The organism is Pseudarthrobacter sp. 10T415, from assembly GCF_056394175.1.
On sequence record NZ_JBFTHJ010000002.1, the window covers coordinates 154,430 to 167,898 of the forward strand.

The following is a 13,469-nucleotide window of genomic DNA, read 5'->3' on the forward strand; positions in this document are numbered from 1 at the left end:
CCGGCCGAATCCTGTCAGCGCGGCTGCAGGACCCGCCCGTTGATGCCCCTGCGCTGCCGGACCGATCCGATGACGCGGCACACCACATAGATCAGGAACGACAACGTGGTCACGTAGGGGCTGATGGGAATCCGTCCGCCGAGGGCCAGCAGGATTCCGCCCACCGTCGCCGTCACAGCGAAGGCCACGCTCAGCGCCACCACGGCCACAGGGGAGGATGTCACCCGAAGCGCGGCTGCAGCAGGCGTAATCAGCAGGGCCAGCACCAGCAGGGCGCCCACCACCTGGATGGACAACGCCACACTGACGCCCAGCAGGACCATGAAGACAATGGCCAGGGTCCGCACCGGAACACCCCGTGCTTCGGCAAGCTCGGGATCCACGCTGGCGAAGTTCAGCGGCCGCCACATGGCAACGAGCGCGAGCATGACCACCACGGCGGTTCCTGCCAGCGCCTGGAGCTGGACCGTGTCGACGGACACGATCTGGCCGGTCAGCAGGCCGAACTTGTTGGCGGCGCGGCCCTCATAAAGGGACAGGAAGAGGATTCCCAGGCCGAGCCCGAAAGGCATGATGACGCCGATGATCGAGTTCTTGTCCCGCGCCCTGACGCCCATCAGCCCCAGCAGGAGTGCCGCGGCGACGGAGCCGACGAGGGAACCAAAGACAATATCGGCGCCGATGAGCAGGGCGAACGCCGCACCGGCGAATGACAGCTCGGAGATGCCGTGCACCGCGAAGGCGAGGTCCCGCTTCATGACGAAGGTTCCCACCAGGCCGCCCAGGAGGCCCAGGATGGCTCCGGCCCAGATGGAGTTCTGCACCAGGACCAGCAGCTCACCGTAGTTGTCGAAGTTGAAGATGGCTCCGAGGATGCTGTCAGCGTCCATCAGGCAACCTCCCCCGCCAGCTCATGCGTTTCGGCATGGTGGTGGGTGGTGGCGTCAGGGAGTCCAACCACCACCAACCGGCCATTTGCCCGGATGACCTCAACATGGCTTCCGTACAGGTCGGACAGCACTTCGGTGGTCATGACGTCTTCCGGTGTTCCCACCCTGAACCGGCCGCCAGCCAGGTACAGCACCCTGTCTACGTAGTCGATGATCGGATTGATTTCGTGGGTTACGAACACCACGGCGCTGTTGCGTTCGCGGCACTGGTTGTTGATCAGCGCGCTGACTGCCTGCTGGTGGTGCAGGTCGAGTGAGAGGAGCGGCTCGTCGCACAGGAGCACCTGGGGGTCCGAGGCAAGGGCCTGGGCCACCCGCAGCCGTTGCTGCTCGCCGCCCGACAGCTGGCCCACAGGCACCTTCGCGTAGTCGGCTGCGCCCACCAGGTCCAGGAGTCCGTCGATCCGGCGGCTGGTCTTCGCCGACGGGAGCCGCAGCCCCCAGCGGTGGCCGTCCACGCCCAGTCCCACCAGGTCGCGGGCGCGCATGGGGGTGTCGGGAGCAAAGGATTTTTGTTGCGGGACGTAGCCAATCAGCCTGCTGCCACGCTCCACGGGCTTGCCGCCGATATCGACGTTGCCGCGGTGGAGGTTTTGGAGGCCGAGCAGGACTTTCAGGAAACTCGTTTTACCGCTTCCGTTGGGTCCGAGGACCGCAAAGAACTCGCCGGGGTTGATGTCCAGGTCGAGGTCCTCCCAGAGCGTCCGCTCGCCGAACTTCAGGGACGCTCCGGTAAGGCTGACGACTGGTTCCACCTATTTGCTCTCCAGGATCGTGCTGATGTTGTCCACATTGTCCGTCATCCACTGCAGGTACGTCTTGCCTTCGGGGAGGGTTTCGTTAAAGTCCACCACCGGGACGCCTGCGGCCTCCGCCGCCTTCTTCAGGGCCTCGGTCTGGGGCCCTTCGGTCTGTTCGTTGTAGGCGAGCATCCGAACGGACTTGCCGGACATCAGGTCTGTGGCCGCCCTGAGGACGGCGGGCGGCACGTCCGTGCCTTCCTCGATCGCTGCGGTGTAGTCCGCGGGGGTCGCGTTGACCAGGCCTGCGTCTTCCAGGAGATAGAGCGGCACGGGTTCCGTGACAGCCACCCGGGCTCCGCCGCCTGACGCCTTCAGCGTGTCCAGCTTTCCGTGCAATTCCTCCAGCGACGACTTGAAGGAGGCAGCGTTGGCCTTGAACTCCTGCGCGGATTCCGGCGCCCGGGCCGACAGTTTGGCTTCCAGCTCGTCGGCGAGATGTTCCATGGCATGGAGGCTGTACCAGACGTGTTCGTTGAAATCGCCATGGTCATGCCCGTGGTCTCCTGCCGAGGCATCGGCACTGGCGGAGGGCTCAGCCTCCTCGCCGGAATGCTCCAGGCCGGAGAGTTCTACGGCGTCAAGCACGTTTCCGGCGTCGAGCTTGCTGCCGTCCACCAGGGTATTCATGAAGTCGTCGTACCCGCCGCCGTTGGTGATCACCAGGTCGGCCTTGGACACCGCCAGCCGGTCCTGGGCGGTTGCCTCGTAGGAGTGCGGGTCCTGGCTGGTCTTGGTGATGATCGAAGTTACGCTGACCTTGTCGCCACCCACTGACGACGCGATGTCGCCGTAGACGTTGGTGGAGGCAACCACATTGATTCCAGTGCCACCGGACTGCGCCCCCGGCGAAGCGTTGTCCGGCTGGGCGCTGCATCCGGAGAGCAGCAAGCCAAGGCCGGCAAGGGCGGCCAGGGACGGACGGACGGCGGAGCGGTGCACGGAAAACCTCGGTTCACTGGGGAGGGGAACAACAGGTGCCCAGCTTATACCTAAATAGGAATCATTCCTATTTAGGTATGGGTAAGCCCGGCCCTCTGGACCCCCCAGGGACCGGGCTCACCGGCACTGCAGCGCCTATCCCCCGTTGGGTTGCCCCAGCCGGCGGATGCCGGTGGCCTGGGTGGCATCCCGGATCTCACCAACCAGCTGTTCAATCACGTCCTCAAGGAACAGGATGCCCTGGGTGTTGCCGTCCTTACCGATGACGCGGGCAAGGTGCGAGCCTGTCCGCTGCATGACGGACATGGCCTTTTCGATTTCATCGCCGAGGGCCAGGTTGGCCAGGGAACGGACCCGGCTTTCTGCGATCGGCAGCTCGTAGGCCGCCGCAGGGATGGACAGCACATCCTTGACGTGCAGGTAGCCGTACAAAAGATCGTCCTCGTCCAGCATGGGGAACCGTGAAAAGCCCGTGCGGCTGACGGCCTTCTCAAACTCCACCGGGGTGGTGGCAGCCTTGAGCATGACCAGGCTGTCCAGCGGCACCATGATGTCCCCCGCCGTGTATTCGGAGAACTCCAGGGCTCCGGTGATCAGGCCGGCGTCGTCGTCCACCAGTCCGTGCCGGGTGGATTCCTGCACGATGGACTGGACCTCCTCGAGCGTGAAGGACGAGTTGACCTCATCCTTGGGCTCGATCCGCAACAGCTTGAGGATGTGGTTCGCCGACCAGTTCAGCACCGAGATGACGGGGTGAACCAGCCGTGCCACGAAGACCAGCGGCGGGGCAAGGAACATTGCCGCCTTGTCAGCGACCGAGACCGAAATGTTCTTGGGCACCATCTCGCCAAAGGTGACGTGCAGGAAGGTCACGAACATCAGGGCAACAGCGAACGCGGCGATATCGGCCACCTCCACGGGCAGGCCCACCAGCTCCAGCGGCGCGGCGAGGAGGTGGTGGATCGCGGGCTCGGCCACCAGCAGGATCAGCAGCGAGCACACCGTGATGCCAAGCTGGGCGCAGGCCAGCATCAGCGACACGTTCTCCATCGCCTTCAGGGTGGTTTGGGCCCGCTTTGACCCGGACTCCGCCAATGGTTCAATCTGGCTGCGCCGGGCGGACATGATGGCGAACTCGGCCGCCACGAAGAACGCGTTGCCGAGCAGCAGGAACGCCAGCCAGACGATGCCGGCCCAGTCGCTCATGATGCGCTCCCGTCGTTGTTGCTGTCCGGTTCAGGGGCAGCCGGCCGGAAGCAGATACGGTCGATGCGGCGCCCGTCCATCCGGGTGACGCTCAGCGTTCCGCCATCGACGGCCACCGTGTCCCCCACCGCTGCGATCCGGCCGAGTTTGCTCATCACGTAACCACCCACGGTTTCGTAGGCCGATTCGTCCGGGACCGTCAGGCCCGGGATCTGCTCGGACAACTCGTCCGGGCGCAGGAGTCCCGGGAAATACCAGTCCCCGGAAGCGCTCTGCAGCAGCCCCGGCCGCACCTTGTCGTGCTCGTCGGCTACCTCGCCCACAATTTCCTCGACCAGGTCCTCAAGCGTGGCAATGCCTGCGGTGCCACCGTATTCGTCGAGGACCACAGCCAGCTGGAGGTTGCCCTCGCGGAGTTCCGCCAGCAGGGCGTCAAGGTGGATGGTTTCGGGAACCCGGAGGACTTCGGTCATGATGGCGCCGGCCTCAAGCTTGTGCCGCCTGTCCCAAGGCACGGCCACGGCCTTCTTGACATGAACCAGGCCCTTGATGTCGTCCGCGGAATCGCCAATCACGGGGAACCGTGAATAACCAGTGCGGCGCGCCGCGTCAACGATGTCGGAGACCGGCTGGTCGGCATCGACCATCTCCACCCGGATGCGCGGCGTCATGACGTCGGCCGCGGTCCTGGAGGAGAAGTTCAAGGTGCGGGACACGAAGTTGGCCGTACCGGCGTCGAGCGTTCCCATCGCCGCCGAGCGGCGCACCAGTGACGCCAGCTCGGACGGGGTGCGGGCGCCGGAAATCTCTTCCTTGGCTTCCAGCCCGAAGATGTGGAGCACCCGGTTGGAAAAGCCGTTGAGGACCACGATGGCCGGCCTGAAGACCGCGGTGAAGATCAGTTGCGGCCGGGCCAGGGCCTTGCCGACGGGGAAGGACAACGCGATGGCCATGTTCTTGGGAACGAGTTCGCCCAGGAGCATCGACAGCAGCGTGGCCAGCACCATGGCGAGGACCAGCGAAATTGAGGCCGCAGCAACCTGGGGCAGGCCAAGGGCAGTGAGCGGGCCCTCCAGGAGGCGGCCCACCGACGGTTCCATGACGTAGCCGGTGAGCAGCGTGGTGAGGGTAATGCCCAGCTGGCAGCTTGAGAGCTGGGTCGACAACGATTTGAGGCAGGCCAGCAGTGGCACGGCACCGGTGTCACCGGCGTCGACGGCGCGCTGGACCGTCGGCTGGTCAAGGGCGATCAGGGAGAATTCGACGGCGACGAAGAAGCCCGTGCCGGCGATCAGCAGCAGTCCTGCCGCCAGGAGTAGCCATTCCATTCAGCACCCCGCCGGCCCGGACAGGGGTCCGGGAATCACGGGGCTGGAATATCGGTCCGGCGGAGGGTGGTCGGCGGATGCCCTGTCCCCGGGGAATTCGACCGGGGAGGCCGACAGCAGATGATGGGCGCGTGTTCGGGGTTTGCCGGCTCTGCGGGTGGGCTGTGCGGCGCTGTGGTTCATGCTCCGCTGACAGCCCCCAGGCCGGCACCTAGATTTACTGTCCATAAGGATTTCAGTCTACAGGAGCACCTGTCCCCGGCCCGTTCCCCCGGCACCGGCAGCGGACTCCGGATCCCCATACCCGGGGACACCATCCGGGGTCTCTTCCAGCCGCCATAATCAACGGCCAGAACGTCACTTCATGATTTGGGTCACCCTTATTGGCAGATACCACATCGGGGTTACTAGACTTGCAAAGGTCTGGGTTCAGAGGACTCAGGGAAACCGGTCCGTCAGAGTGCTGTAGCACCGTATGGCCGGCAGAGAAATCAAACTCATGGAAGAGGCGTATTTCAAGTGCCAGAGCAGCCAAGCCACCGTCTACCAGAGGAATTTGGCGGGAACGAGTGGCTCGTTGATGAACTGTACGAGCAGTATCAGCAGGACAAGAACGCTGTGGATGCCAAGTGGTGGCCGCTGTTTGAATCGTTCGACTCAGGCAGCAGTTCTTCTTCCAACGGACACTCGGCGAATGCCGCAGCGAACCCTCCCACAACCAAGATGCCTATTGTGAACGCGGCACCTGCAGCACCGGCACCGTCGCCGGCCGCCGCACCGCCTGCGCCCGCAGCAGCACCGGCCGCAGCACCCGCGGCCGCGGCACCTGCGAAAAAGGCTCCCGCCACGGAAGCTCGCGACGGCGGCCGGAAGCCCGCCGCCGGAGCCCAGCCCATCCCGGCCCAGCTGCCCAAGAACGTCAAGGCACCCACCGCTCCGGAAGAGGACGTCGTCTCCGTCCTCCGCGGACCGGCCAAGGCCATCGCCACCAACATGGTCACCAGCCTTGAGGTTCCCACCGCCACCAGCGTGCGCGCCATCCCGGCGAAGCTGCTGATTGATAACCGCGTGGTCATCAACTCGAACCTCGCCCGGGCCCGCGGCGGCAAAGTCTCCTTCACGCACCTCATCGGCTACGCCGTGATCCGCGCCCTGTCCCAGTTCCCGTCCATGAACGTGTACTACGACGAGGTGGACGGCAAGCCCGTCGCAGTCCAGCCGGCGCACGTCAACTTCGGCATCGCCATCGACATGCCCAAACCTGACGGCACCCGCCTGCTGATGGTCCCGAACATCAAGAAGGCCGAAACCCTCAACTTCGCCGAGTTCTGGCACACGTACGAGGACCTGATCAAGCGCGCCCGCAACGGCAAGCTCACGGCCGACGACCACCAGGGCACCACCGTGTCCCTGACGAACCCCGGCGGCATCGGCACCGTGCACTCGGTTCCGCGACTCTCCAAGGGCCAGGCCGCCATCATCGGCGTCGGCGCCCTCGACTACCCCGCCGAGTTCCAGGGTGCCAGCGAAAAGATCATCGCCCAGAACGCCATCAGCAAGGTCCTCACCCTGACCTCGACGTACGACCACCGCGTCATCCAGGGCGCCGGCAGCGGCGAGTTCCTCAAGCTGGTCCACCAGCTGCTGCTGGGTGCGCAGAACTTCTACGACGAGATCTTCGAAGCACTGCGCATCCCCTACGAGCCCGTACGGTGGAGCCCCGACCTCCAGGTCGACCCGGCCGACGAGATCAACAAGGTTGCCCGGATCCAGCAGCTGATCCACTCCTTCCGCGTGCGCGGCCACCTGATGGCGGACACCGATCCGCTGGAGTACGTACAGCGCAAGCACCCCGACCTTGACGTCCTGACCTATGGCCTGACCCTCTGGGACCTGGACCGCGAGTGGCCCACGGGCGGTTTCGGCGGAAAGCCGATGCTGAAGTTCCGCGACATCCTGGGTGTCCTCCGCGACGCCTACTGCCGCACCACCGGCATCGAGTACATGCACATCCAGGAGCCGGAAGAACGCAAGTGGTTCCAGGACCAGCTCGAGCACCCTTACTCGAAGCCCAGCCGTGAAGAGCAGCTCCGGATCGTCTCCCGGCTCAACGCCGCGGAAGCATTCGAAACCTTCCTGCAGACCAAGTTCGTCGGGCAGAAGCGCTTCTCCCTCGAAGGCGGCGAATCACTGATTCCGCTGCTCGACGCCGTCATCTCGGAAGCGGCCGACGACGGCCTCGACGAGGTTGCCATCGGCATGGCCCACCGCGGCCGCCTCAACGTCCTGACCAACATCGCCGGCAAGACCTACGCCCAGGTGTTCCGCGAATTTGAAGGTACTCAGGATCCCCGCTCCGTCCAGGGCTCGGGCGACGTCAAGTACCACCTCGGCACAGAAGGTACCTTCACGTCGGAGAACGGCAACGAGACCAAGGTCTACCTGGCCGCAAACCCGTCCCACCTCGAAGCCGTGGACTCCGTCCTCGAAGGCATCGTGCGCGCCAAGCAGGACCGCCTGGACCAGGGCGAGGCCTTCCCCGTCCTGCCCATCATGGTCCACGGCGACGCCGCGTTCGCCGGCCAGGGCGTTGTTGCCGAGACGCTGAACCTGTCGCAGCTCCGCGGGTACCGCACCGGCGGCACCATCCACGTGGTGGTCAACAACCAGGTCGGGTTCACCACCGCGCCGTCGTCATCGCGTTCGTCCACCTACTCCACGGACGTCGCCAAGATGATCCAGGCACCGGTGTTCCACGTCAATGGCGACGACCCCGAGGCAGTGGTCCGCATCGGCCAGCTTGCCTACGAGTTCCGCCAGCGCTTCCACAAGGACGTTGTCATCGACATGGTGTGCTACCGCCGCCGCGGGCACAACGAAGGCGACGACCCTTCGATGACCCAGCCGATGATGTACAACCTGATCGAAGCCAAGCGTTCGGTCCGCAAGCTGTACACCGAGGCCCTCATCGGCCGCGGCGACATCACCGAGGAAGAAGCAGAGCAGCTGCTCCGCGACTACCAGGAACGGCTGGAGCGCGTCTTCGCCGAGACGCACGCAGCGCAGACGTCCCCGATCCCGATCGTCACCGCCGACTCCGCGGCCGTCTCGGACATCGAGCGGCCCATCGCCCAGCAGTCCGATTTCGGTACGAACGCCCCGGCCAGCACCGCGATCTCTGCCGACACCCTGGCCCGCATCGGCAAGGCGCACGTCGAGATCCCTGAAGGCTTCACGGTGCACGCCAAGCTGAAGCAGCTGCTGGAGAAGCGCGAGCAGATGTCCCGCGAAGGCGGCATCGACTGGGGCTTCGGCGAAATCGCCGCGTTCGGCTCCCTGATCATGGAAGGCGTCCCCGTCCGGCTCGCCGGCCAGGACTCCCGCCGCGGTACCTTCGTGCAGCGCCACGCCGTGTTCCACGACCGCGCCAACGGCAACGAATGGCTGCCGCTGGGCAACCTGTCAGATGACCAGGCCAAGCTGTGGATCTATGACTCGCTGCTCTCCGAATACGCGGCCATGGGCTTCGAATACGGCTACTCGGTGGAGCGTCCGGATGCACTGGTCCTTTGGGAAGCGCAGTTCGGCGACTTCGTCAACGGCGCGCAGACCATCATCGACGAGTTCATCTCATCCGCTGAGCAGAAGTGGGGCCAGCGCTCCTCGCTGGTCCTGATGCTGCCGCACGGCTACGAGGGCCAGGGGCCGGACCACTCGTCCGCCCGCATCGAGCGCTTCCTCCAGATGTGCGCCGAAGAGAACATGATCGTGGCCAACCCCACCACCGCGGCATCGCACTTCCACCTGCTGCGCCGCCAGGCGTACAGCCGGCCGCGGAAGCCGCTGATCATCTTCACTCCCAAGCAGCTCCTGCGCCTGAAGGCCGCCGCGTCCTCCGTCGAGGACTTCACCACCGGTACCTTCCGCCCGGTGATCGCCGAGCACGAGCACCTGGATGCGAACGCCGTCGAACGGGTCCTCCTGGTCTCTGGCCGCCTGTACTACGATCTTCTGTCAACCCGCCAGAAGACCGGCGACAAGACCACCGCCATTGTCCGCGTTGAGCAGCTGTACCCGCTGCCGAGCGCTGACATTGCGGCCGAGCTTGCCAAGTACCCGAACGCCGAGGTTATCTGGGCCCAGGACGAGCCCGCCAACCAGGGACCGTGGCCTTTCATTGGCCTGAACCTGCCGGACGCACTTGACCGCAGGGTCCGCCTGGTGTCCCGGCCCGCATCGGCCTCGACGGCGGCCGGTTCCATGAAGCGGCACGCTGCTGAGCAGGATCTGCTCCTGAAGCAGGCATTTGCACGGAAGTAGGCAGCGCGCTGCCCGGCCGGAGTCGAAATACCAGACTCCGGCCGGGCAGTTCTGTTTAATGGATGGACAGCGCCCTTTGTGTGCCGGTTGCAGCTCCAGGCGGCAACCGGCGCACACCGGCCGGTCAGTACGAACGTAAAGAGGATCGTGTGGAAGACAGGAAGCTGCGCATTGCAGCTGTAGGAGACGAACTGCTGGCCGGACTGGGAGACCCCCGCGCGCTGGGTTGGCTGGGGCGTGTCCTTGCCCGGACACCACAGGACGGCATGCTGCTGGAAAGCTATGCCCTGCCCTGCCCCCAGGAAGGCACCGAGGGGCTGGCCGCCCGTTGGCTGGGCGAGGCCGGACGGCGCTTCAGCGACCAGGCGGAGAACCGGCTGGTCATCGGGCTGTCGGGCCGCGACGTTGAGTTCGGCCTGTCCACGGCACGAAGCCGCCTCAACCTCGCCAACATCCTCGACTCCGCATCGCAGAACCGGATCGAGGTTTTCGTCGTGGGCCCGCCGCCCACCCTGGACCCGGCCCAGAACCGCCGCCTCGACGAGCTGAACACTGCCTTCGCAGATGTCACCACCCGCCGGAAGCACCTCTACGTGGACACCTTCTCCCCCTTGCTCAACCATGAGCAATGGCGCCAGGACCTCGCCGCCAACGGAGGAACTCCCGGGCAGGCCGGCTATGGCCTCATGGCCTGGCTGGTCCTGCACCGCGGCTGGTTCCAGTGGCTGCGCATCAACGCCCCGGAGTAGCCCGGTTTCGCGATATATCTTGACCCGCCTGCGCCTCCGGCGTACGGTGGATGCAACCGCGATATATCGTCTTTGGAGGGGCAATGCCTGAGCAGAGCTGGACAGTCACCAGTCCGCAAACCATCGATATCGACGCCGTGACGTCGCTGAAGCTCGGCATGGTCAGCGGCAGGTTCGATGTTGTGACCCATGGAGAGCCGGTAACCCGCATCGAGATCTCCCAGGTCGAGGGAGATCCCGTCGCTGTCTCGGTGGTGGACGGCAGGCTTGAGATTCGCCACCAGCTGCACGGCCCCCAAGGCTGGTTCAAGAACCTGATGGGCACCGTCAGCCATCACAGCGACAATTCCGCGATCATCAGCATCGCAGTCCCGGAGAATGTCGAAGTTGAGGCAGGCACTGTCAGCGGCGACGGGCTGGTGTCCGGGATCTCCGGACACACCAGGCTGAACACCGTCTCGGGATCAGTCATGGCGGACGGCACAGCCGGCGAGTTGCACGTCAATACCGTCAGCGGGGATGTAACCGCCCGGAGCCACTCCGGCGTGTTGACCGCCAAGAGTGTTTCCGGCGAGGTCACCGTTTCCGGCACCCTCAGCCACGTCCGGGCCAATACGGTCAGTGGGGACCTCAGCTTCGACCTGCACGGCTTTACGGAGGACTTCGGTTCCAACTCGGTGTCCGGGGACCTGACAATCCGGCTGCCGCACGACGTCGGCGTGGACATCGTGGCCAAATCGGCCAGCGGCGCGGTAGTCATCAACGACCACCGCTATGCCCAGGTGGGCGGGAAGGTGGAAACCATCGCCGGGCCGGACCGCCAACTGATGCTGGTCCGGACAAATTCGATCTCCGGCACCACGTCGATCTTCCACGGGGCGGAGCGCGGTAACGCGGAAGCAGGGCTCTGATGCCCCCGGTATTCGCGCATGGCGCCCTCCGCCTGTATCTCCTTGCGCTCCTGGAGTCGGGGCCGAAACACGGCTACGAGCTCATCAAGGCCCTAAAGGACAGGTTTGGCGGCACCTACTCCCCCAGCGCGGGCACCATCTACCCTCGCCTCGGCAAGCTTGAGGAGGAAGGGCTGGTATCCACTGAAACCGCCGGCAGGAGGACCAATTACCGCATCACCGAGTCCGGCCTGGCGGAGCTGAACAGCCGCCGCGACGAACTGGCCGGGGTGGAGAACGAGATCTCGGCCTCCGTACGCCGGCTGGCGGACAGCCTTCGGGAAGACATCCGAAGCAACATGCGCGGCCTCCGCGCGGACCTCGCAGCCACGGCAGAGGCAGCCCGCGCCACCGCAACCGCTGCTGAGTTCAGGGGCAGGAGCGGACGGACGCCGGCCGAGGGAAACCGGGCACTGAAGGCAGCGGAAATGATGCTGCAGGCATTCCGCGACGACCTCCGGCGGGAGCTGCGGCTGAAGGCGGGCAAGGAGCCGCTGAGCCCGGTGGCATTGGAGACGGTCCGCACTGTCCTGGAACAAGCCAGGATCGCCGTCCTGAACTCCCTGGCGCGCTAGCAGCTGCCACAGCCGCCGGGTCCAGCTGCAGGTCATGCGGCGGTGCCGGTTCGCGGCGGGTCTGATCATGTGGGAGACTGGAGGGCAGCTCTTTTGAGTACCGAAAGTAAGGAGGCCAGCTATGAGCAAGCGTGCACGCAAGCGTCGTGACCGTAAGCGTGGCGGCGCGAACCACGGGAAGCGCCCCAACACCTAGGCAACAGCCAGGTACCACGGTTCAAGTGAAAGACCCCGGACGCCAATCGGCTTCCGGGGTCTTTCACTGTTTAAAACCTGTTACTGCTCCCGCACCCAACGTATCCCGTTGGGTGCGGGCTGCCGTCGCGGCGCGTGCTCAGCGCACCGCTGCGTCCTGGTCTAGGCGTCCACGGGCCTGATGGCGTGGATGCGGTCCAGGATGGCGTTCTTGAGGTTGTCCGGGGCCGCTTCGGTGCAGGAGCGCTTCACCATGTTCCGGATGACGCACTCGAGGTCATACTGCTCCGTGCATTCCGGGCACTCGTCGAGGTGGTTCTTGATCTCCGTGATGTCCTCACGGGTCAGCGCACCATCGAGGTACTCATAGATGCGTTGCATCCGGGCGTCGTCGCAATCGCCCAATCCCTGGCAGTCGCTCATTTCCGGCTCTCCTGTTGTTTGGTGTTGGCCGCGGCCTGCGATTCCACGCCCGTCTTGAATCCGCGCTCTGCGGCGTACTCCGCGAGCATGTCCCGCAACATCTTCCGGCCGCGGTGCAGCCGGGACATCACCGTTCCGATGGGGGTGTTCATGATGTCGGAAATTTCCTTGTACGCGAACCCCTCCACATCCGCGAAGTACACGGCAAGCCGGAACTCCTCGGGAATGGCCTGAAGGGCGCGTTTGACGTCAGAGTCCGGAAGGTGGTCCAACGCCTCTGCCTCGGCGGAACGGAGTCCGCTTGAGGTATGCGATTCGGCCCGCGCCAATTGCCAGTCCTCGATGGTGTCCGAGTTGGACTGAAGGGGTTCGCGCTGCCGCTTGCGGTACAGATTGATGTAGGTGTTCGTCAGAATCCGGTACAGCCAGGCTTTCAGGTTTGTTCCCGGCTTGTACTGGTGGAAGGCCGAAAACGCTTTGGTGTAAGCCTCCTGCACCAGGTCCTCGGCGTCGGACGGGTTCCGGGCCATCCGCATTGCGGCAGAGTAGAGCTGATCGACGTACTGCATGGCGTCACGCTCAAACCGGAGCCTGCGTTCCTCCACCGATTCGGTGGAAACGTCCAGGCCGTTGCCGCCCGAATCGCCGGTGGGTACGTCCCGGGTTTCCCCGCCGTCTGACGGCACTGCAACGTTTCCGCCCTTAGCTTCAGCGCCGGACGCTTCATACATGGCCGAAACGGCCGGATCCAAGGTACTCATTGCCTTCAAGTCTACTGTCAGGCTCCTCGGCCCGGCGCTGCCATACTCCGGCAACGCGTCCGATACCAGGTCCAGTGCCACCGGCCCTGGAGCACCAACTCCGTCCAACACCCTCGCCAAGGCCCAACTCCGCTCTCTGTCCGGTGTCCCGTTCTGCTGCTTGCTTTCGGGTCCAGCCCCCTGCGCGGACCCAAGAGCCATAACCGCCGGCCTTGGGCAAATATTCCCTAAAAGTGCAAGACTAGAACGGACTTATGCCGCTGCCGATGC

General features: G+C 64.9%; 12 protein-coding genes. 5 read left to right on the forward strand and 7 right to left on the reverse strand.

Annotated elements, in window-relative coordinates:
• Nucleotides 1-14 precede the first annotated feature (14 nt).
• The 5 genes from AC1DBN_RS03550 to AC1DBN_RS03570 all read right to left on the reverse strand — a co-directional run bounded on the left by AC1DBN_RS03550 (nt 15) and on the right by AC1DBN_RS03570 (nt 5,226).
• Nucleotides 15-890, reverse strand: coding sequence for a metal ABC transporter permease (locus tag AC1DBN_RS03550; RefSeq protein ID WP_091721216.1), 876 nt, complete (start codon nt 888-890; stop codon nt 15-17).
• Entirely contained in the window at nt 890-1,705 is an 816-nt protein-coding gene (locus AC1DBN_RS03555) for a metal ABC transporter ATP-binding protein (protein ID WP_091721219.1), read from the reverse strand. Before AC1DBN_RS03555 ends, AC1DBN_RS03550 begins: the two co-directional genes overlap by 1 nt.
• The gene (locus tag AC1DBN_RS03560) at nt 1,706-2,692 is read right to left on the reverse strand and encodes a metal ABC transporter solute-binding protein, Zn/Mn family (protein ID WP_477722574.1); all 987 of its coding nucleotides are present in this window, start codon (nt 2,690-2,692) and stop codon (nt 1,706-1,708) included. It abuts the gene before it with no gap.
• A 135-nt stretch (nt 2,693-2,827) separates the two neighbouring features.
• Entirely contained in the window at nt 2,828-3,898 is a 1,071-nt protein-coding gene (locus tag AC1DBN_RS03565; RefSeq protein ID WP_091721224.1) for a hemolysin family protein, read from the reverse strand.
• Complete coding sequence (locus AC1DBN_RS03570) at nt 3,895-5,226, reverse strand: hemolysin family protein (RefSeq protein WP_477722575.1); 1,332 nt, start codon at nt 5,224-5,226, stop codon at nt 3,895-3,897. Before AC1DBN_RS03570 ends, AC1DBN_RS03565 begins: the two co-directional genes overlap by 4 nt.
• Before the next feature lie 519 nt (nt 5,227-5,745).
• On the opposite strand from AC1DBN_RS03570, the gene AC1DBN_RS03575 reads away from it, so the two are divergent.
• The 5 genes from AC1DBN_RS03575 to AC1DBN_RS03595 all read left to right on the forward strand — a co-directional run bounded on the left by AC1DBN_RS03575 (nt 5,746) and on the right by AC1DBN_RS03595 (nt 12,016).
• Nucleotides 5,746-9,546: a multifunctional oxoglutarate decarboxylase/oxoglutarate dehydrogenase thiamine pyrophosphate-binding subunit/dihydrolipoyllysine-residue succinyltransferase subunit gene (locus tag AC1DBN_RS03575; RefSeq protein WP_091721229.1), complete on the forward strand. Its 3,801-nt coding sequence runs from the start codon at nt 5,746-5,748 to the stop codon at nt 9,544-9,546.
• Nucleotides 9,547-9,695: 149 nt separating this feature from the next.
• Nucleotides 9,696-10,295, forward strand: a complete 600-nt coding sequence (locus AC1DBN_RS03580; RefSeq protein WP_091721231.1) for a GDSL-type esterase/lipase family protein — start codon at nt 9,696-9,698, stop codon at nt 10,293-10,295.
• A gap of 83 nt (nt 10,296-10,378) precedes the next feature.
• Complete coding sequence (locus AC1DBN_RS03585; RefSeq protein WP_091721234.1) at nt 10,379-11,206, forward strand: DUF4097 family beta strand repeat-containing protein; 828 nt, start codon at nt 10,379-10,381, stop codon at nt 11,204-11,206.
• Entirely contained in the window at nt 11,206-11,820 is a 615-nt protein-coding gene (locus AC1DBN_RS03590) for a PadR family transcriptional regulator (RefSeq protein WP_477722576.1), read from the forward strand. The genes AC1DBN_RS03585 and AC1DBN_RS03590 overlap by 1 nt, the downstream gene beginning before the upstream one ends.
• A 121-nt stretch (nt 11,821-11,941) precedes the next feature.
• Entirely contained in the window at nt 11,942-12,016 is a 75-nt protein-coding gene (locus AC1DBN_RS03595; RefSeq protein WP_369299106.1) for a 50S ribosomal protein bL37, read from the forward strand.
• A gap of 161 nt (nt 12,017-12,177) precedes the next feature.
• On the opposite strand, the gene rsrA is transcribed toward AC1DBN_RS03595, so the two are convergent.
• The gene (gene rsrA / locus AC1DBN_RS03600) at nt 12,178-12,438 is read right to left on the reverse strand and encodes a mycothiol system anti-sigma-R factor (RefSeq protein ID WP_056085089.1); all 261 of its coding nucleotides are present in this window, start codon (nt 12,436-12,438) and stop codon (nt 12,178-12,180) included.
• A complete protein-coding gene (locus tag AC1DBN_RS03605) occupies nt 12,435-13,274 on the reverse strand; it encodes a sigma-70 family RNA polymerase sigma factor (RefSeq protein WP_390896663.1) in 840 nt (279 codons plus the stop codon). The genes rsrA and AC1DBN_RS03605 overlap by 4 nt, the downstream gene beginning before the upstream one ends.
• Between the last annotated feature and the right edge of the window lie 195 nt (nt 13,275-13,469).

Coding starts and splice junctions, on each gene's coding strand:
- rsrA (WP_056085089.1), bottom strand. CDS start 12,438: ATGAGCGACTGCCAGGGATTGGGCGATTGCGACGACGCCCGGATGCAA.
- AC1DBN_RS03590 (WP_477722576.1), top strand. CDS start 11,206: ATGCCCCCGGTATTCGCGCATGGCGCCCTCCGCCTGTATCTCCTTGCG.
- AC1DBN_RS03585 (WP_091721234.1), top strand. CDS start 10,379: ATGCCTGAGCAGAGCTGGACAGTCACCAGTCCGCAAACCATCGATATC.
- AC1DBN_RS03570 (WP_477722575.1), bottom strand. CDS start 5,226: ATGGAATGGCTACTCCTGGCGGCAGGACTGCTGCTGATCGCCGGCACG.
- AC1DBN_RS03565 (WP_091721224.1), bottom strand. CDS start 3,898: ATGAGCGACTGGGCCGGCATCGTCTGGCTGGCGTTCCTGCTGCTCGGC.
- AC1DBN_RS03550 (WP_091721216.1), bottom strand. CDS start 890: ATGGACGCTGACAGCATCCTCGGAGCCATCTTCAACTTCGACAACTAC.